Annotated in this window: 16 protein-coding genes; 7 read left to right on the forward strand and 9 right to left on the reverse strand. The window is 62.2% G+C overall.

The features are described 5' to 3' along the window. The first annotated feature begins 105 nt into the window (after nt 1-105). The 3 genes from bcsA (at nt 106) to AC07X4_RS06315 (ending at nt 5358) form a co-directional block, all read left to right on the forward strand. A complete protein-coding gene (gene bcsA / locus AC07X4_RS06305) occupies nt 106-2376 on the forward strand; it encodes a UDP-forming cellulose synthase catalytic subunit (RefSeq protein WP_494739573.1) in 2271 nt (756 codons plus the stop codon). Continuing rightward, a complete protein-coding gene (gene bcsG, locus AC07X4_RS06310; RefSeq protein WP_494739574.1) occupies nt 2373-3950 on the forward strand; it encodes a cellulose biosynthesis protein BcsG in 1578 nt (525 codons plus the stop codon). The genes bcsA and bcsG overlap by 4 nt, the downstream gene beginning before the upstream one ends. 175 nt (nt 3951-4125) lie before the next feature. Next, nucleotides 4126-5358, forward strand: coding sequence for a multidrug effflux MFS transporter (locus AC07X4_RS06315; protein WP_494739575.1), 1233 nt, complete (start codon nt 4126-4128; stop codon nt 5356-5358). Nucleotides 5359-5373: 15 nt separating this feature from the next. On the opposite strand, the gene AC07X4_RS06320 is transcribed toward AC07X4_RS06315, so the two are convergent. The 3 genes from AC07X4_RS06320 to orn all read right to left on the reverse strand — a co-directional run bounded on the left by AC07X4_RS06320 (nt 5374) and on the right by orn (nt 9830). After that, complete coding sequence (locus tag AC07X4_RS06320) at nt 5374-6843, reverse strand: sensor domain-containing diguanylate cyclase (protein ID WP_167514355.1); 1470 nt, start codon at nt 6841-6843, stop codon at nt 5374-5376. 136 nt (nt 6844-6979) lie between these two features. Then, nucleotides 6980-8848, reverse strand: a complete 1869-nt coding sequence (locus AC07X4_RS06325; RefSeq protein WP_494739576.1) for a DEAD/DEAH box helicase — start codon at nt 8846-8848, stop codon at nt 6980-6982. A gap of 388 nt (nt 8849-9236) precedes the next feature. Further along, complete coding sequence (gene orn / locus AC07X4_RS06330) at nt 9237-9830, reverse strand: oligoribonuclease (RefSeq protein WP_056062110.1); 594 nt, start codon at nt 9828-9830, stop codon at nt 9237-9239. A gap of 37 nt (nt 9831-9867) precedes the next feature. Between orn and AC07X4_RS06335 the strand changes: the two genes are divergently transcribed. From AC07X4_RS06335 to rsgA, 3 genes are read left to right on the forward strand one after another with little or no spacing between them, the layout of a single operon-like run. After that, entirely contained in the window at nt 9868-11175 is a 1308-nt protein-coding gene (locus AC07X4_RS06335) for a M48 family metallopeptidase (protein WP_494739577.1), read from the forward strand. Then, nucleotides 11172-11510 (forward strand): 4a-hydroxytetrahydrobiopterin dehydratase, encoded by a 339-nt coding sequence (locus AC07X4_RS06340; RefSeq protein ID WP_494739578.1) that lies wholly within the window; start codon nt 11172-11174, stop codon nt 11508-11510. Before AC07X4_RS06335 ends, AC07X4_RS06340 begins: the two co-directional genes overlap by 4 nt. A 12-nt stretch (nt 11511-11522) precedes the next feature. Then, nucleotides 11523-12467 carry a ribosome small subunit-dependent GTPase A gene (gene rsgA, locus AC07X4_RS06345; RefSeq protein ID WP_494739579.1) on the forward strand — a complete coding sequence of 315 codons (945 nt, stop codon included), beginning with the start codon at nt 11523-11525 and terminating at the stop codon, nt 12465-12467. A 49-nt stretch (nt 12468-12516) separates the two neighbouring features. On the opposite strand, the gene AC07X4_RS06350 is transcribed toward rsgA, so the two are convergent. From AC07X4_RS06350 to rpsP, 6 genes are all read right to left on the reverse strand, one after another. Then, nucleotides 12517-13503 (reverse strand): CobD/CbiB family protein, encoded by a 987-nt coding sequence (locus tag AC07X4_RS06350; protein ID WP_056747487.1) that lies wholly within the window; start codon nt 13501-13503, stop codon nt 12517-12519. Nucleotides 13504-13692: 189 nt separating this feature from the next. Continuing rightward, complete coding sequence (locus AC07X4_RS06355; RefSeq protein WP_494739580.1) at nt 13693-14415, reverse strand: CoA pyrophosphatase; 723 nt, start codon at nt 14413-14415, stop codon at nt 13693-13695. Nucleotides 14416-14505: 90 nt separating this feature from the next. Next, entirely contained in the window at nt 14506-14889 is a 384-nt protein-coding gene (gene rplS, locus AC07X4_RS06360) for a 50S ribosomal protein L19 (RefSeq protein WP_056061081.1), read from the reverse strand. A 128-nt stretch (nt 14890-15017) separates the two neighbouring features. Beyond that, entirely contained in the window at nt 15018-15776 is a 759-nt protein-coding gene (trmD, locus tag AC07X4_RS06365; RefSeq protein WP_056747486.1) for a tRNA (guanosine(37)-N1)-methyltransferase TrmD, read from the reverse strand. A gap of 24 nt (nt 15777-15800) precedes the next feature. Beyond that, a complete protein-coding gene (gene rimM, locus AC07X4_RS06370; RefSeq protein WP_116749217.1) occupies nt 15801-16373 on the reverse strand; it encodes a ribosome maturation factor RimM in 573 nt (190 codons plus the stop codon). A gap of 74 nt (nt 16374-16447) precedes the next feature. Next, nucleotides 16448-16699, reverse strand: coding sequence for a 30S ribosomal protein S16 (gene rpsP / locus AC07X4_RS06375; protein ID WP_015013104.1), 252 nt, complete (start codon nt 16697-16699; stop codon nt 16448-16450). 145 nt (nt 16700-16844) lie between these two features. On the opposite strand from rpsP, the gene AC07X4_RS06380 reads away from it, so the two are divergent. Beyond that, nucleotides 16845-17366 (forward strand): GNAT family N-acetyltransferase, encoded by a 522-nt coding sequence (locus AC07X4_RS06380; RefSeq protein WP_056061071.1) that lies wholly within the window; start codon nt 16845-16847, stop codon nt 17364-17366.

Raw genomic sequence — 17366 nt, forward strand, 5'->3', positions numbered from 1 at the left:
ATGTGGTTGTGGCGCTGTTTCGTTCTGCCACCCTCGCCACAGCGCGCATTGCGCCCCTGGTTGCTACGCCCAGTGCGCGGGCTTTGGGCAGGCCTCGGCTGGGCCATGCGCTGGCTCTGGCGAGTCCTGGCACTGGCGCTGACACTGGTTTTCTGGCCCATCCGGCTTTTCCTGCGTGCCATGGACCGCCTGGCCACCCACGTCAACGTGGGCAAGGGCATGCGACTGGCAGACCAGTGGCTCACACCGGCCCTGGAGATTCCTGGCCTGCGCTGGGTGATCCTGGCGGTGGGGGCGGTCACCGGTCTGGTCGTCATGACCACCCCATTCAACTGGTTCGGGCAACTGTTGTTCATGCTGCTCTGCTGGGGACTGTCCCTGGTGCTCCGGCGCCTGCCAGGCCGCTATCCTTCGCTGGCGCTTGCAGCGATCAGCCTGCTGGCGATGGGGCGTTACGCCTGGTGGCGCCTGACTTCATCGATTGAATTCGACTCGGTCATCGAGTCCTTCCTGGGCTACGGCCTGCTGGCGGCAGAGGCCTACACCTGGTTGGTGGTGGTGCTGGGCTTCATACAGACTGCCTGGCCCCTGCACCGCAGTCCGGCGGAGCTGCAAGGCGCACCCGCGTCCTGGCCCACGGTGGATGTGTACATCCCCACCTATAACGAGCCGCTGAGTGTGGTGCGCACCACGGTGCTGGCGTCGATGGCACTGGACTGGCCCAAAGACAAGGTCAAGGTCTTCATCCTGGACGATGGGCGGCGCGAGGAATTCCGTGCCTTTGCCGAATCCATGGGCGTGGGCTATATCGTGCGGCCCGACAACAACCACGCTAAGGCTGGCAACCTGAACCATGCGCTGGGCAAGACCGATGGTGAGCTGGTCGCCATCTTCGACTGCGACCACATTCCCACACGCTCCTTCCTGACCACGGCCGTGGGCTGGTTCCAGCGCGACCCGAAGTGCGCCATGCTGCAAACGCCGCACCACTTCTTCTCACCCGACCCGTTTGAGCGCAACCTGGGCACCTTCCGCCGTGTGCCCAACGAAGGTGCCCTGTTCTACGGTCTGATCCAGGATGGCAATGATTTCTGGAACGCCACGTTCTTCTGCGGTTCCTGCGCGGTGATACGGCGCGGCCCTTTGCTAGAAGTGGGCGGCATCGCCGTGGAAACCGTGACCGAGGATGCGCACACCGCCCTCAAGCTGCACCGGCGCGGCTACACCACGGCTTACATCAACGAGACGCAGGCCGCCGGCTTGGCCACCGAGAGCCTGTCGGCCCATGTGGGCCAACGCATCCGCTGGGCGCGCGGCATGGCGCAGATCTTCCGCGTGGACAACCCCTTCCTGGGCAAGGGCCTCACGCTGTGGCAGCGCATCTGCTATGCCAACGCCATGGTGCACTTCTTCTTCGGGCTGCCGCGGCTGGTGTTCCTCACCGCGCCCATGGCCTTCTTGTTTTTTGAATGGCACATCATCAACGCGGGCGCCATCATGATCGCGCTGTATGTGCTGCCATACATCCTGCAGTCCAACATCGCCAATGCGCACGTGCAAGGCGAGCACCGGCACACGTTCTGGGCTGAGGTCTACGAAACGGTGTTGGCCTGGTACGTGGCCCTGCCCACCACGGTGGCGCTGATCAATCCGCGCCTTGGCAAGTTCAACGTGACAGCCAAGGGCGGGCTGGTGGATGAGCCGTACTTCGACTGGGTGATCTCCCGCCCCTACACCGTGCTGGTCCTGCTCAACTTCGCAGCCTTCGGCATGGGGCTGCTGCGCCTGTTCTTCTGGAATACCGAGGAAACCGCCACCGTACTCCTCAATCTGCTATGGACGGTCTACAGCATCCTCATGCTGGGTGCTGCGTTGGGTGTGGCATCCGAAGCACGCCAGGTGCGGCGAATGCACCGCGTGGCCACGCAATTGCCCGCGACCTTGTACCTGGACGACGGAACCGTGCTTCAGGCCCTTTGCCTCGACTTTTCCATGACTGGTGTAGGTCTGCAATTACCTGAAGGCACTCCACTGGCCGTGGGAGACAAGGTGCAGGTGGGACTATGGCGCAACGATACGGAATGCACCTTTCCAGCCACGGTGATGTTGCACAGAGGCCAGAGTGCCACCGGTTTTCAGTTTGATCCCATGACGCGCGAACAACAAATCGACTTGGTGCAGTGCACCTTTGCCCGCCCCGACACCTGGAGGCAATGGAACGACAGCCACGATACCGACCGACCTTTGCATGGCCTGCAGGAAATCGCGCAGCTGGGCGTGCTGGGCTACCGCAAGTTCTGGACTTCTTTGGTGGAGTCGGCACGCAGCCGATGGCCCCTTCGCAAGCAGCGCGGGCAAGAAAGGCTGCCGGCATGAGCTTCTGGCATTTGATTTTCCTTGCCAAGGTGGGCCTGTACTTTGGTGGCTATATCGGCTTGAACTGGTGGCTGAACCTGCTGTTGTGGGCGTCCATGCTGCCCCCCATTGCGCAGAAAGGGTGGCGGCGTGTACGCGCTGCAGTCGCCGTACCGGCTGCCATCGCACTGCTGTATGCCGACTCTTACCTTCCCAGCCCAGGACGCGTGCTGTCGCAGCTCAAAGCGCTGAGTGGCTTTAGCGCGGACTACTGGCTGGAACTTGCCCAGCGGGTGTTCAACCCTGAAATGCTGCTGGTGGGACTGGTCGGCATCGTGCTTTATGCAGCACTGGCCCGGCGGGTCCGTGCGGGGACTTTTGCATTGCTGGCGTTGTTGAGCGTACCGGTGGTAGCGGCCCTGCAGGAGCATGCGGCTACGCCCCAGGCCACCATGGCCGCAGCAAGCGGATTGAACTCGGCCGCTGCGCCCAACGACAATCAGGACACGTCGCCAGACGCTCTGCTGCAACGCTTTTACGCCAGCGAAAGCCAAAGGCGCGTCCAGTTCACCGCGCCCAATGCGCCCCCGGCATTCGACATCATCCTGCTGCATGTGTGCTCCTTGTCGTGGGATGACATGGACTTTGTAGGACAGCGGGACAACCCGTTCCTCAAGCGTTTTGATGTGTTGTTCACCAACTTCAACAGCGCTGCGAGCTACAGCGGGCCAGCCTCTCTGCGGGTATTGCACGGCACCTGTGGGCAAACACCACACAACAAGCTGTACGAGGGCATTGATCCGCAGTGCTACGTGTTTCCCAACCTGGAAAAGGTAGGCTACCGGACCGCTGCACTGCTCAACCACGACGGGGTGTACGAAGAGTTTGCCCATGCGCTGGAACAGCGCGGAGGCCTTGCTGACAAGCTGCAGTCCAATCAGGGCGCGCCCGTGCACATGCAGAATTTTGACGGCTCGCCCATCTATAACGACCACGCCTTGTTGGCGCAATGGTGGAAGAAGCGCAGCACTGACCGCAGCACCGGGCCCGTGGCGCTGTACTACAACACCATCTCCCTGCACGACGGAAATCGCGTGCCAGGCATGGCTTCGCGCAACAGCCTGGAGACATTCAAGCCCCGCCTGGTACAGCTGCTCGCCGACTTCGACAAGTTCATCTCCGAACTGGAGGCAGCAGGCCGCCCTGTGGTCGTGATGCTGGTCCCTGAGCACGGCGCATCGCTGCGCGGAGACAAGATCCAGATGTCGGGCATGCGGGAGATTCCTGGCCCCCGCATCACACTGGTCCCTGCTGCGGTGAAGCTGGTGGGCATGAAGCCATCCGAGGCATCCGCCCCAGCAGCGCCCGTGATTGTGAACCAGCCAATGAGCTACCTGGGCTTGTACACCTTGCTAGGCGATCTGATTCGCGACAACCCTTACGCCGACTCCGCGCGCCCGTTGGCGGAGCGGCTCGCGGCCCCGGTCACTACCCCCTTTGTGTCAGAGAACGCTGATGTGATCGTGATGCGCAACATGGAAGGCAAGTACGTGATGCGCTCGGGGAACGGTGAATGGGTTCCCTACAACTATTGATTGCATTGGCTTACAGCCCCAAGGGGGCGTGACGAGGGGGCTGCGCGACAGCCCCCTTCTCCACACCCTGCCGCATGCGTCCCGCATAATCCAACCGCACCGCCGCATCATCCCCCGCGATGCCACAGCGGTGCGATGTCCTTCGCGTGCCTGCAACCCCCATCTGCCACCACCCATGAACCCACAAGCCCATCTGCTCTGGAAAGCACCCCGCTGGGCGCTCGCGATCCTGTTGGCTGTGCTGGGCATGCTCGGGCCTTTCTCCATCGACACCTACATCCCTGCGTTCTCAGGCATCGCTGCAGCGCTGGGAGCCACACCGGTGGAAATGCAGCAGACGCTGTCCGCCTACCTGTTCGGCTTTGCGTTTATGAGCCTGTTCCACGGCGCGCTGGCAGACAGCTTCGGGCGCAGGCCCGTGATCTTGTGGGGCATCGCCGTGTTCACGCTCGCTTCCGCGGGGTGTGCGCTGTCGCAAACGATCGGGCAACTGGTCTTTTTCCGGGCACTGCAAGGCCTGTCCACGGGAGCAGGGATCGTGGTCTCCCGCGCGGTGATCCGCGACATGTTCCCTCCAGCACAAGCGCAGAAGGTTATGAGCCAGGTGACCATCTACTTTGGAGTGGCTCCAGCGATTGCTCCCATCATCGGAGGCTGGCTGTTTGTCCACACCGGGTGGCACAGCATTTTCTGGTTCCTGACCCTAGTGGGAGTGGCCCTGTGGACCGCCAACTTCAGGCTGCTGCCAGAGACCTTGCATGTGGAGCAGCGGCAGCCCTTTCATGTGCGCCATCTAATGCGCGGCTACGTGCAGTTGGGCACCAGTGCGCGCTTTGTGCTGCTGGCGCTGGCCAGTGGCGTGCCCTTCAATGGCATGTTCCTGTACGTTCTCTCGGCCCCAGCATTTCTTGGCGATCACCTGTCGCTGGCGCCTACGCAGTTTTTCTGGTTTTTTGTCCTGACCATCTCGGGGATCATGGGCGGTGCGTGGCTCAGTGGACGGCTGGCAGGGCGTATCCCGCCCAAGCGCCAGATCCGCCACGGATTTGTCATCATGTTTTCGGTGGCTGTGTTGAACCTGGTCGCCAATCTGCTATTCACACCCCACGCATGGTGGGCTCTGGCGCCCATTGCGGTTTTCTCTTTTGGCTGGGCACTGATGGTGCCGGTGGTGACGCTGCTGGTGCTGGACCTCTACCCGGAGCGCCGAGGCATGGCCTCATCTATGCAGGCGTTTGTCGGCTCTTCGGCCAATGGCCTGGTGGCAGGCGTGATTGCTCCGCTGGTGATGCACTCTACCGTTTTGCTGGCGCTGTCATCACTTCTGATGTTGTGCATTGGCATGCTGTCCTGGATCTGTCTGCACCATCGCTGGCCCGAGATCGGGCGTACGCCGGTCCACCTCTAAGCAATACACGACTGATCAAGGACTGGGCTGCCGCCGGTCCACGTTCTTTTGCTGGTAATAGCGGTTCTTCTCCGCATACATCGCCTGGTCTGCGCGGTGGATCGCGGCTTCTACCGCATCTCCAGACTGGCAACAGGCAATCCCCATCGCCAGGCTCAGATGCTGGCCAGGGTAGAACTGGTTGTTGAGTTCGAGCATCGACAAAATGCGTTCCTGCAAAGCCATGGCTCCGCGCTCATCCGTGCCTGGCAACAACACCGTGAACTCGTCACCACCAATGCGGGCTGCGCAGGCCGGAGCATCCACGGCCTTGGCCAAGACCTCGCCAACGCGGCGCAGCATGGAGTCCCCCGCCGCATGGCCTTGCTCATCGTTCACCACCTTGAGACCATTCAGGTCGATGGCGATGATGGACAGCGGCCAAGGGCCCTTGCGGGTCAGGCGGTTGAGCTCCTCTGCATAAAAGGCTCGGTTGCGCAATTGCGTGAGCACATCGTGCTTGCCCAAGTACTCCAGATAAGCCTCGGCCTTCTTGCGCGCCGTGATATCCACCAGCGACAGGAGCACCAGGCCCCAATCGCTCATGTGATCGGCCAGCACCGAGAACTGCATATGGATATGCACGGCATCCCCGGACAGTGCGTAGTTAACCACTTCGCGCTGCTGAAAGGTCTTGCCCTCCCACAGGTCCAGCAATTGCTCCGCAAAGGACTCGTGCATCTCACCGCGAAACACCCGACCAATGTTGTTCAGCAGCATTTCTTTGCTCTCTGCGCCGAACATCCGCAGGGTCTGCTGGTTCACATCGATCACCCGGATTTCGTGCATGCAGCGTGTCACGAACTCGGGATGCACCCGGATGAATGTCTTGAAATCATCAATACCCTGCGCACGCACACCATCGAGCAGGCTCTTGACCGCACTGAAGTCCTCCACCCACAAGGACACGGGTGAATGTTCGAACAAATCGCGTGCGTACCGTTCGCTGCGGCGCAGCTCGGCACCTGCACGCACGGTGGCCGTAACATCCTCCAGCGACACCAGCACACGGCTCCAGTTGTCCTCGTAACCGGGCAGGATGCGCGCACGGATCTGCACATCCAGCCGACGTCCGTCGAGCGCATAGTTGACTGTCTGGTTAGAAAACTCCAGCTGCCCGTCCCATAACTGAGACAGCTCATGCGCCACCGCGTCGTGCATGTCGTCCCTGAAGACCTTATCCAGATTGGCTTCCAGCACCTGCTGGCTCTCGGCGGCAAACAGATCCAGCGTGCGCTGATTCACCTTGAGCACCTTGAGGGCTGCACTGCAGGCCCGCAGGCGGGCCGGGTCCTCTGCCAGGAACTGGCGGATGTCGGTCACGCCTTCGGCACGCCACTGCTCAAAAAGCTGCTTGAGCGCACTGTAGTCCTCCAACCAGAGCGACACTGGCGCCAGCCCGAACATGTGCTCAAAGTCCGCACCCGAAGATAAAGAAGACGACACAGCAGATTCCTCCGGCGGCCATTATTGACGAGGCGCCGTTGGCAACCGCAGCTGAAATGGCCTCCCCAATGAAAAAAGGCCAGCACCTTACGGTACTGGCCTTTGCACAAAGGGCGGCGCTAGCGCCACACAACAATCAGCGCGCGGGGCGTGCAGGACGCTTGCGGGCGTCGTGGGCCACAAAGGGCTTGCCACCACCACCGGCAGGCTTGGCAAATGCAGGCTTGCGAGGAGCGAAATCGCCGCGCGGTGCACCCGCATCGCCACGAGGAGCAAAGCCACCACGGCCTGTATCACCAAAACCAGGCTTGCGGCCATAACCGTCACCGTCACGACGCGGCGCAAAACCACGGTCATCACGGCCAGCGAAACCGCCGCCGCCTTCACCACGGGCAGGGGCACCACGGTTGTCACGACCAGCAAAGCCGCCGCCAAAGCCACCACCGAATCCACCACGATCATTGCCACCACGTGCTGGACCACCGAAGCGACCGCGCGACTGGTTATCACGGTTGTCATACGAACGGCCCGGGGCGCCACGGCCACCACCAAAATCGCCACCGCGAGGTGCCTGCGGAGCGCGCTGCGAAGGCTCCATGCCCGGAATCACTTCGGCCTTGAACTGCTGGCGGCTGTACGACTCAATGTCGTAGATCTTGCGGCGATCGCGGAACTCGGCAAACGTGATGGCCAGGCCATCGCGGCCCGCACGGCCGGTACGACCGATGCGGTGGGTGTAATCCTCAGCCTTCATGGGCAGGCCGAAGTTGAACACGTGGGTGATGGTAGGCACGTCGATGCCCCGTGCTGCCACGTCAGTAGCCACCAGAATCTGCACCTGACCAGCGCGCAGCGCCATCAAACGGCGGTTGCGCAGGCCCTGGCTCAGGGCGCCATGCAAAGCGACGGCCGAGAAGCCTTCTTGCTGAAGGTCGTTGGCCAAACCGTCGCACTCCACCTGGGTGCTGGCAAAGACAATGGCTTGGTTGATCGTGGTGTCACGCAGCCAGTGGTCCAGCATCTTGCGCTTGTGCTGGGCATTGTCGGCCCAGTACAGAACTTGCTTGATGTTGGCGTGCTTCTCTTGCGGAGAATCGATTGTCACCTTCTGCACAGACGAACCACCGTCGTGCATCACGCGCATGGCCAGTTGCTGGATGCGGGGCGCAAATGTGGCGCTGAACATCATGGTCTGCTTGCGCTGCGCGGTCAGCTGGTTCAGTTCAGCCAAGTCATCCGAGAAGCCCAGGTCGAGCATACGGTCCGCTTCATCAACGACCAGGAACTGCACCTTGTCGAGCTTGATTTGCATCGAGCGCTGCAGGTCCAGCAGGCGGCCGGGGGTCGCCACCACGAGGTCAGCGTTTTGCAGTTTGGCGATCTGCAACTGGTAAGGCATGCCACCCACCACGTTGGCCACACGCAGGCCACGGCAATGCTTGACCAGGTCGATGGCATCGTGCGCGACTTGCTGCGCCAGTTCACGGGTCGGGCACAGGATCAGGGCACCAGGGGTGGCAGCCTTGAAGTTGCGCGAACTGGTAGGGTCCTTGCGTTTGGCGCGCTTGGGAGCAGGTTCGCCACGGGCAGCGGCTTCGGCCACGGCGCGTTCAAAAGCGGCGCGCTCTTCGGCTTCGGCAGCAGCTTGCTGGTTGATCAGTGTGTGCAGCACAGGCAGGAGGAAGGCGGCGGTCTTGCCGCTGCCCGTCTGGCTGGAGACCATGAGGTCGATGAACTTGGTGGAGTCGTTGCCACCGCCCATCGCCAGAGGGATCGCCTTGAGCTGCACGCTGGTGGGCTGGGTGTAACCCAGATCAGCCACGGCTTGCACGAGTTCAGGGGCCAGGCCCAGTTCGATGAAGCCATTGGGCTCAGCGGTCACAGCAGCATCGGCTTCGACGGCTGATACCACGGCGTCCAGGGGAGAAGACTGCACGGAAATGTCGGCAGCAAAGGAAGTGTCTGCAGGCGCGAATTCGCCCTGCACCAAAGAGGTGTCGGTCATGATTTTTCTCTCACGAAGACGGTCGCGGGCGCAGCCCACGATTGGCTTCGTCAAATGGTTAAAAAACATCAACCATCAAACGAAACCTGCGCTGGCGCTGAAGGCCTGAGCGGGTGGGCGTTATTCGCCAGTCCTGCACTGTCTGGTGACAGTCGGCTGGCAAGCCCGGTGTGTGAGGGGAGATGCACAAACTGCGCGGGATTCCTGCGCAGCCAGCGATTATCGCACGATTAAGGGTTTGCCCGCAATACCCTCCTTTGCTTTTCGCCAGTGGCAATGCCTTCTCCGCCAGGAATCCAGTCCCGCGTCGTCGTAAAACACGCGCACCAAAGGCGCGGATCTCACCAGGGCTCTCACGCCCCTCACAAAAGGGATGAGAAGCAGTGGCTCAAGACGTTTTCACATCCACGGCCAACAGGTGCTGACGGTAATGCGCCAGCTCGTCGATGGACTCGTGGACATCGGCCAGGGCCGTGTGTTTTTGCGCTTTCTTGAAGCTGGTGTATGCCTCGGGCTTCCAGCGCTTGGCCAGCTCCTTGAGCGTGCTCACATCCACATTGCGGTAGTGAAAGAACCGCTCGAGCTTGGGCATGTAACGCACCAGAAAACGCCGGTCCTGACCGATGCTGTTGCCGCACATGGGCGCAGTGCCCTTGGGCACGTACTGGGCCAGGAAAGCAAGGATCTTCTGTTCCGCTTCCTCCTCCGTCACCGTGGACGCCTTCACTTTGTCGATCAGGCCGCTGCGGCCATGCGTGCCTTTGTTCCAGGCATCCATCTTGTTCAGCAATTCATCCGGCTGGTGAATGGCAAATACGGGGCCTTCGACGCGGGGTTCCAGGCTCGGACCGGTCACGACCACGGCGATCTCCAGCAGGCGGTCGGTGTCGGGCTCCAGGCCGGTCATTTCACAGTCCAGCCAGACCAGGTTCTGGTCGGATTTGGCAAGCGTGGCAGGGGTGGGGTTGTTGGCTTCTGACATGGCGCGCATTGTCGCCGATGGCCTAAACTCGCCGCACATGCCCACCTCTGACGACATTTCCCCCTCTTTGCTGTTTACCCTGGCCTTTGCAGCCGCGCTGCTGCTGGGCCTGGCCCTCAAGTTCTGGCTGGCGACGCGCCAGGTCCGGCATGTTGCACGCCATCGCGCTGCGGTCCCGGTACCGTTTGCCGAGCGCATCGCCCTGGCGGCGCACCAGAAGGCGGCCGACTACACCATCACCAAGGCCCGGCTGGGCATGCTGGAGATGGCGCTGGGCGCGGCCGTGCTACTAGGCTGGACCTTGCTGGGCGGCTTGGACGCACTGAACCAGGCGCTGCTTGGCGTGCTGGGCGGCGGCATGTGGCAGCAGATGGCATTCCTGGTCGCCTTTGCTGCCATCAGCGGCCTGATCGACCTGCCCCTGTCGCTGTACCAGACCTTTGTTGTGGAAGAACGGTTTGGGTTCAATAAGATGGCCTGGCGCCTGTGGCTGGCGGACGCCCTCAAGGGCCTGCTGGTGGGCGCCATCATCGGGCTGCCCATTGCCGCACTGATCCTCTGGCTGATGGGCGCTGCAGGCCCGCTGTGGTGGCTGTGGGCCTGGTGCTTCTGGATGGGTTTCAACCTGCTGCTGATGGTGATTTACCCCACCTTCATCGCACCGTTGTTCAACAAATTCCAGCCGCTTGAAGACGAGTCGCTCAAAGCCCGCGTGACTGCGCTGATGCAGCGTTGCGGCTTCTCGGCCAAGGGCCTGTTCGTGATGGACGGCAGCCGCCGCAGCGCCCACGCCAATGCCTATTTCACTGGCTTTGGTGCCGCCAAGCGCGTGGTGTTCTACGACACCCTGCTGCGCCAGCTGGCACCTGGCGAGGTCGAGGCTGTGCTGGCCCATGAGCTGGGCCACTTCAAGCACCGCCACATCATCCAGCGCATCGTGATGATGTTTGCGCTCAGCCTGGCGGGCTTTGCGCTGCTGGGCTGGCTTTCCACACAGGTCTGGTTCTACACCGGGCTGGGTGTGCGGCCCAACCTCTCGCTGGACTCGGCCATGGCCGCTGCACCCAATGATGCGCTGGCACTGCTGCTTTTCATGCTGGTCGTTCCGGTATTCACCTTCTTCATCTCGCCGCTGTTTTCGCAACAATCGCGTCGCCATGAGTTCCAGGCAGACGCGTATGCTGCGGCCCAGGCCAGCGGCGCCGACCTGTCGTCGGCCTTGCTCAAGCTGTACGAAGACAACGCCTCCACGCTCACTCCGGACCCGGTCTACGTGAAGTTTTACTACTCGCATCCACCCGCCACAGAACGGCTGGCGCGCATGCAAACCCCTGCTCACCCATGACTACCATGTTGAAGAAAAAAGACTGGTCCACGCTGACCCGCCGCGCCCTGACAGCTACAGAAATAGTAGCAAACCTGGCCAAACTGGAGGGCTGGAGCCTCAGCGGCGACGGCGCCAACGTCGCCATCGAGAAGACCTACCACTTTGCCAATTACTACGAGACAATCTCGTTCGTGAACGCATTGGCTTTCATCGCCAATGCGCAAGACCACCACCCCGATCTGTCGGTGCACTACAACCGCTGCGTGGTGCGACTGAACACGCACGACGTGCATGGCATCTCCAGCACCGACTTCGAGTGCGCCACCCAGTTCGACGCACTGGTCGCAGTGTGAGGCAGGCCCACCATGGCTGAACGCAGCGCCCTCATGGAAGGTACCGTGGTGGCCAGCCATGGGCGCCACTGCATGGTCGAGACCCCGGATGGGGAGCGCCGCATCTGCCACCCCCGCGGTAAAAAAAGCCAGGCCGTCGTTGGCGACCATGTGCTATGGCAGGCGCCGCCGCCCGGGCAAGGCGAAGAAGGCACCATCGAAAAGGTCAAGGAACGGCGCAACCTGTTCTACCGACAGGACGAGATTCGCACCAAATCTTTCGCCGCCAACCTCGATCAGGTGCTCATCCTGATTGCGGCGGAACCGGTGTTCTCCGAAAGCCAGCTATCACGGGCACTGATTGCTGCAGAGGCGGAGGGCATAAAACCCATCATTGCACTCAACAAGAGTGATCTGGTCGAACCCTTCGCCCGCGCATGGGAGCGACTGCTGCCGTACCGGCACATGGGCGCAGGCAAACACTATGGCGTGCTGCCGCTATCTCTGGCACTGTCCAGCGATTTGGACCGCGCCCTGCTCATGGAACACTTGCAGGGCAAGACCACGCTGGTGCTGGGCCCGTCGGGGTCCGGCAAGAGCACGCTGATCAACCTGCTGGTGCCGGGCGCCTCGGTGCTGACCGGAGAAATCTCGCAGGCCCTGAATTCAGGCAAACACACCACCACCAGCACCCACTGGTACTGGATGGATGCGGCGCGCACCACGGCACTGATCGACTCGCCAGGGTTCCAGGAATTCGGGCTGCACCATATCGCTCCCATGCAGCTGGCAGCCTGTATGCCCGACATCGCCGAGCATGCAACGGCCTGCAAGTTCTACAACTGCACCCACCTGCATGAGCCGGGGTGCGGTGTGCTGGATGCAGTCAAAAAGGGCCAAAGCGCTGGAGGAATAAGCCCTTCTCGCTACAAAATATATAGCGATTTATTTGAAGAGTTGAGTCACACCCGGTATTGACCGGCGTATGCCAGCGGCGCCACGCGAGATGGCGCGACAGGTGAACGGGCTAGCCGAGCAACCGGGCCAGCGTCAGCAGCGCCAGCAGCAGCATCCAGACCACCACCGAGCGCCACACCAGGCCCACCACGCTACGAAGGTGGCCTACTTCAGGCTCGCGGCCGGGGGTGGAGTCGCTGTCACCCATGTCGGCATCAATCTCCAGACCCTGTGGCGCATGCAGCTCGGTGCGCGCCTTCAACGCCTCACCGCCCAGGCGCACATTGATGGCCCCTGCAGTGGCGGCAAGAACCACACCATCGTTGTCGTTGGGAAACCGCTGCGCATGAAAACGCCAGCCTTCAATCGCTTCTTCAAAACTGCCGACAACCGCAAAGCTCAGTGCCGTGAGCCGCGCAGGCAACCAGTCGATGGCAGTCCAGGCCTGGGCGGACGCCTGCTGCAAGGACTCGCTGGCGGGCAATGCGCCCGTGCGCTGCTTGTAATGCCAGTAGCGAGAGACAAATTCAGCCAGGCGATACAACACCGCCCCCGTCGGTCCCAGACCCAGCGCAGCCAGCACCGAGAACCACGCCAACACCCCAAATACATGCCGGTGCGCAGCCAGCACCGAATACTCGATCACATGGCGCACGATCTCGCTGCGCGGCAGCGCGCCCACATCCACCTGTTGCCAGTGCGCGAGGCGCTCGCGCGCCGCGTCTTCGTCACCCTCTTCCAGCGCATCGCGGATGCCGGTGAAGTGGTGGCTGAACTGCCGAAAACCCAGCGTGACATATAGCACCGCCACGCTCCAGAGCACCGCAAACGGCCAGCCGAGCCCCCACAGCAGCAGCCAGTGGATGCCCAGTGTGACCAGTGCGGGAACGAGTACCGCGAGGCTCCACGCCACCCACCCGTGGTGCGATTTGCCCGCGTCGAAATTGCGGCTCACGGACAAGGCCCATGCACGCAGCCCCGCGTGGATGGGATTGCTGCGAGCCAGAGGGCGTGCCTGCTCGATCAGCAGAGCGAACAGGATGGCAAAGAAACTCATGGGGGGCAATGATACTGGCGCCAAGCCACGGGAGCACGTGATTCCGCCGAACCTCAGCAACACATCCTCCAACGAAGCGGGGACCCCACCCGCAGCCCTCAAAGCCCACATGGCCGAAGCCAGAGCCCCACGTGAGGGGTCGCGCTGCCACACACCGGGTGCGTCCGCGCGAAGCGCCTCAGGGGTGCTTCATTCAGCCACCATGAACCGGTAGAAATTGCGCAGCATGCCAGCCGTGGCGCCCCAGATGAAATGGGTCTTGTCGCCTTGCTGGTAGGGCATGGAGAACCATTCGCGGTGCACGCCATCACGGTCAAACACATGGCGGCGATGGTGAGCTGGGTCGAGCAAAAAGGCCAGCGGTACCTCAAACAGGTCGGCCACCTCATACGGGTTGGGCCGAAGCACACAGTCCGGCTGCACCAGGGCGACCACCGGGGTGATGATGAATGACGAGCCGGTCACGTAGGTGGGCAAGGTCCCCAGCACCTCGACAAACTCACGGTCCAGGCCCACCTCCTCCTGCGCTTCGCGCAAGGCGGTTTCAGCAGCACTGGCGTCTTCCGGATCAGCCCGCCCGCCCGGGAAGGCTACCTGCCCGGAATGGGTGGACAGATGTGCGGTGCGTTCCGTCAACAGCACCATGGGTTGCTCGCGCAACACGATCGCCAGCAACACGGACGCGTGGGCTGGCTCGCGGTTCATGAACTTCTTTTCCAGCACCACCTCCGGCTCCCACTGGGGTGGCTGTGCAAAACGCGCACGCAGCGCATCGGGCGTCTGCACAGCCAGGGGCACGGCGGGCAGGTGCGCATCCACCCCGACCACCGGCACCGTGCGAGGGTCAAAGTCGGGCAGGCTCGACAGAGGCGCAATGACCGATGAAACAGCAGGAGGAGAAGAAGGGTTCACAAAAAGCAGGTTCCACGGACCAAAAAACAAAAAGCCGCTACAGGCAGATGCTGTAGCGGCTTGTCAGGACAGGCCCTCGCCTTGCTTGAATTAAGCGGCGGTAGCAGCAGCCTTGACGCGCGAAGGCAGCTTTTCCTTGATACGTGCCGACTTGCCGCTGCGGTCACGCAGGTAATACAGCTTGGCACGGCGCACGTCACCGCGGCGCTTGACTTCGATGCTGGCAATCAGCGGGCTGTAGGTCTGGAACGTACGCTCCACGCCTTCGCCGCTGGAGATCTTGCGCACAGTGAAGCCGCTGTTCAGGCCACGATTGCGCTTGGCAATCACCACGCCTTCGTAAGCCTGCACGCGCTTGCGGGTACCTTCCACCACGTTCACGCTCACGATGACGGTGTCACCAGGGGCGAATTCGGGGATGGTCTTGTTCAAGCGGGCAATTTCTTCCGCTTCCAGGGTCTGGATCAGGTTCATGTGAGTTTCCTAGTGATCTTGTCCGCGCCAAAAATGGCTGCGTCGGGATTGACGTCTCAGTGTTTTGCGGGAGAACTCCCAGTCAAAACGGCCGGCCAGAGGATCGAAAAGCCTTTGATTATAGCAATTCAGCCGAGCTTGGCCAATACAGCTTCATCGGCGGGCGCCAAACGCCCCGCTTTGCGCGCGGCGTCGATGAGATCAGGCCGGTGGCGGGCCGTGGTGGCCAGGCGCTGATCACGCCGCCAGCGCTCGATCTGCGCATGGTGACCCGACATGAGGGCCGCTGGCACCTGCTGCCCTGCCCACTCTTCGGGCCGCGTGTAATGCGGGCAGTCCAGCAGGCCATCGAGCGCGGGATTGAAGCTGTCGAGCTGGTGGCTGCCCTCATCGTTGAGCACCCCGGGCTGCAGGCGCGCAACGGCGTCCAGCAGCGCCATGGCGGCAATCTCGCCGCCCGAGAGCACGAAGTCGCCCAGGCTCATCTGAACATTCACATGGGTGTCAATGAACCGCTGGTCGATGCCTTCATAGCGTCCACACAGCAACACAGCCCCCTCGCTGGCAGACCAGCGCTCCACGGCGGCGTGGTTCAGCGACTCGCCAATGGGAGAAAAAAGAACCAGCGGCGCCTCGCCGCCCTCGGGCTCACCACGCTCTGCCCGGATGGCCGCAAGGCACCGCGCCAGGGGTTCGGCCATCATCACCATGCCCGGGCCACCGCCAAACGGGCGGTCATCCACCCGGCGGTAGTTGCCGTCGGCGTAGTCTCGTGGGTTCCACAGGCGCACATCGACCTGGCCGCTGGCATAGGCACGCCGGGTCACACCGCTCGCCAGGAAGGGCGCGAACAGCTCGGGAAAGAGGGTGATGATGTCAAAGCGCATAGGGCGCGGCTCGTGACGGCGCGGTCAGTAGTCGGGCTGCCAGTCCACGGTGATGCGTTTTTCGGCCAGATCCACCTTGTCCACGAAGGCCGAGACAAACGGAATCATGCGCTCCTGTGCCTTGCCGTCCTGCTCATAGGCCAGCACCAGTACGGTCTGGGGACCGGTGGACATCAACTCGCGCACCTCGCCCAGCGCCACACCTTCACGGTTGAAGACCGACAGACCGATCAGATCGACCCAGTAGTACTCGTCTTCGGAGGTAGATGGAAAACTGGATCGCGGCACAAAAATCCGCGCACCGCGCAACGCCTCAGCCCCATTGCGGTCATCAATGCCCTGCGCCCAGGCCACCACGGAGTCCGAATGATCCTTGGCCTGGCGGATGGGCAGCAGCACGGTGCCGCTGAAGGTCTTGGCACCACGCTCGGAGGGCTGCAAATACCAGCGTTTGGACGAAAAAAGCGCCTCGGGATTGCTGCTGTGCGACAGCACCTTGAACCAGCCCTTGATGCCCCAGGCATCTGCGATGCGCCCCACTTCAACGGCGTCGGCAGGCAGTTCTGCGGGTTCGAGGGTCAACGGTGTGGTGGCCATGGCAGTGAGTCCAGAATGAGAAAAGGGCGGGTTCCGCCAGACCAGCCGACGGAACCCGCCCTTTTCAGGGAGCTTTAAGCAGCCTTCTTGGCGGCTTGCTTGATCAGGCGGTCCACCGTGGGGGAGGACTGGGCGCCAACGCCCACCCAGTAAGCCAGACGGTCTTGCACGATGCGCAGGCCTTCTTCAGATTCCTTGGCGGTGGGGTTGTAGAAGCCGATGCGCTCGATAAAGCGGCCATCACGGCGCACGCGCTTGTCAGCAACGACGATGTTGAAGAAAGGACGGCCCTTGGAGCCGCCGCGGGAGAGTCGAATGACGACCATGATTTATCCTTCGGGTGGTGAACTCCGGCAACATTTGCCGTAAGCCACAGTGTTCGCAACCATATTCGCAACGCTTGAGACACGCGACATGGCCACCCGGCCAGCGACACGCTGCAAAGCCTGCGATTATATCCATTTCCCCAAAATGCCCTCTATCCGCCCCAGCACTGACAGCGATATTCCTGCCATCACGGCCATTTACCAACACCATGTGCTCCACGGCACGGGCACCTTCGAGATAGATCCCCCCTCCGAAGCCGACATGGCAAGCCGCCGCGCTGACGTGCTGGCGCGTGGCCTGCCCTGGCTGGTTGCGGAGAAAGACGGTCAAGTGCTGGGCTTTGCCTATGCCAACTGGTTCAAGCCCCGCCCGGCCTACCGCTTCTCGGCCGAAGACTCGATCTACGTGGCCGACCAAGCCCGCGGCATGGGCCTGGGCCGCAAGCTGCTGGCCGAGCTGGCGGTACAGGCCGAAGCGGCTGGCGTGCGCAAGCTGCTGGCGGTGATTGGAGACTCTGCCAACGCAGGCTCGATCGGCGTGCACCGGGCCCTGGGCTTCACCGATGTGGGCATCATGCGCTCGGTGGGCTGGAAGTTCGGCGCCTGGCGCGACATCGTGCTCATGGAAAAGACGCTGGGCGCGGGCGACACCACCTCTCCCGAATAG

The sequence above is a fragment of the Acidovorax sp. GW460-11-11-14-LB4 genome (assembly GCF_059423685.1).

Excerpts from the sequence above, each read along its gene's own strand:
- rpsP (WP_015013104.1), bottom strand. The coding sequence starts at position 16,699 with ATGGTCGTCATTCGACTCTCCCGCGGCGGCTCCAAGGGCCGTCCTTTC.
- orn (WP_056062110.1), bottom strand. The coding sequence starts at position 9,830 with ATGTCAGAAGCCAACAACCCCACCCCTGCCACGCTTGCCAAATCCGAC.
- bcsA (WP_494739573.1), top strand. The coding sequence starts at position 106 with ATGCGCTGGCTCTGGCGAGTCCTGGCACTGGCGCTGACACTGGTTTTC.
- bcsG (WP_494739574.1), top strand. The coding sequence starts at position 2,373 with ATGAGCTTCTGGCATTTGATTTTCCTTGCCAAGGTGGGCCTGTACTTT.
- AC07X4_RS06350 (WP_056747487.1), bottom strand. The coding sequence starts at position 13,503 with ATGAGTTTCTTTGCCATCCTGTTCGCTCTGCTGATCGAGCAGGCACGC.
- rplS (WP_056061081.1), bottom strand. The coding sequence starts at position 14,889 with ATGAACCTGATCCAGACCCTGGAAGCGGAAGAAATTGCCCGCTTGAAC.
- AC07X4_RS06325 (WP_494739576.1), bottom strand. The coding sequence starts at position 8,848 with ATGACCGACACCTCTTTGGTGCAGGGCGAATTCGCGCCTGCAGACACT.
- rimM (WP_116749217.1), bottom strand. The coding sequence starts at position 16,373 with ATGGCCACCACACCGTTGACCCTCGAACCCGCAGAACTGCCTGCCGAC.
- AC07X4_RS06315 (WP_494739575.1), top strand. The coding sequence starts at position 4,126 with ATGAACCCACAAGCCCATCTGCTCTGGAAAGCACCCCGCTGGGCGCTC.
- rsgA (WP_494739579.1), top strand. The coding sequence starts at position 11,523 with ATGGCTGAACGCAGCGCCCTCATGGAAGGTACCGTGGTGGCCAGCCAT.
- AC07X4_RS06380 (WP_056061071.1), top strand. The coding sequence starts at position 16,845 with ATGCCCTCTATCCGCCCCAGCACTGACAGCGATATTCCTGCCATCACG.
- trmD (WP_056747486.1), bottom strand. The coding sequence starts at position 15,776 with ATGCGCTTTGACATCATCACCCTCTTTCCCGAGCTGTTCGCGCCCTTC.
- AC07X4_RS06340 (WP_494739578.1), top strand. The coding sequence starts at position 11,172 with ATGACTACCATGTTGAAGAAAAAAGACTGGTCCACGCTGACCCGCCGC.
- AC07X4_RS06335 (WP_494739577.1), top strand. The coding sequence starts at position 9,868 with ATGCCCACCTCTGACGACATTTCCCCCTCTTTGCTGTTTACCCTGGCC.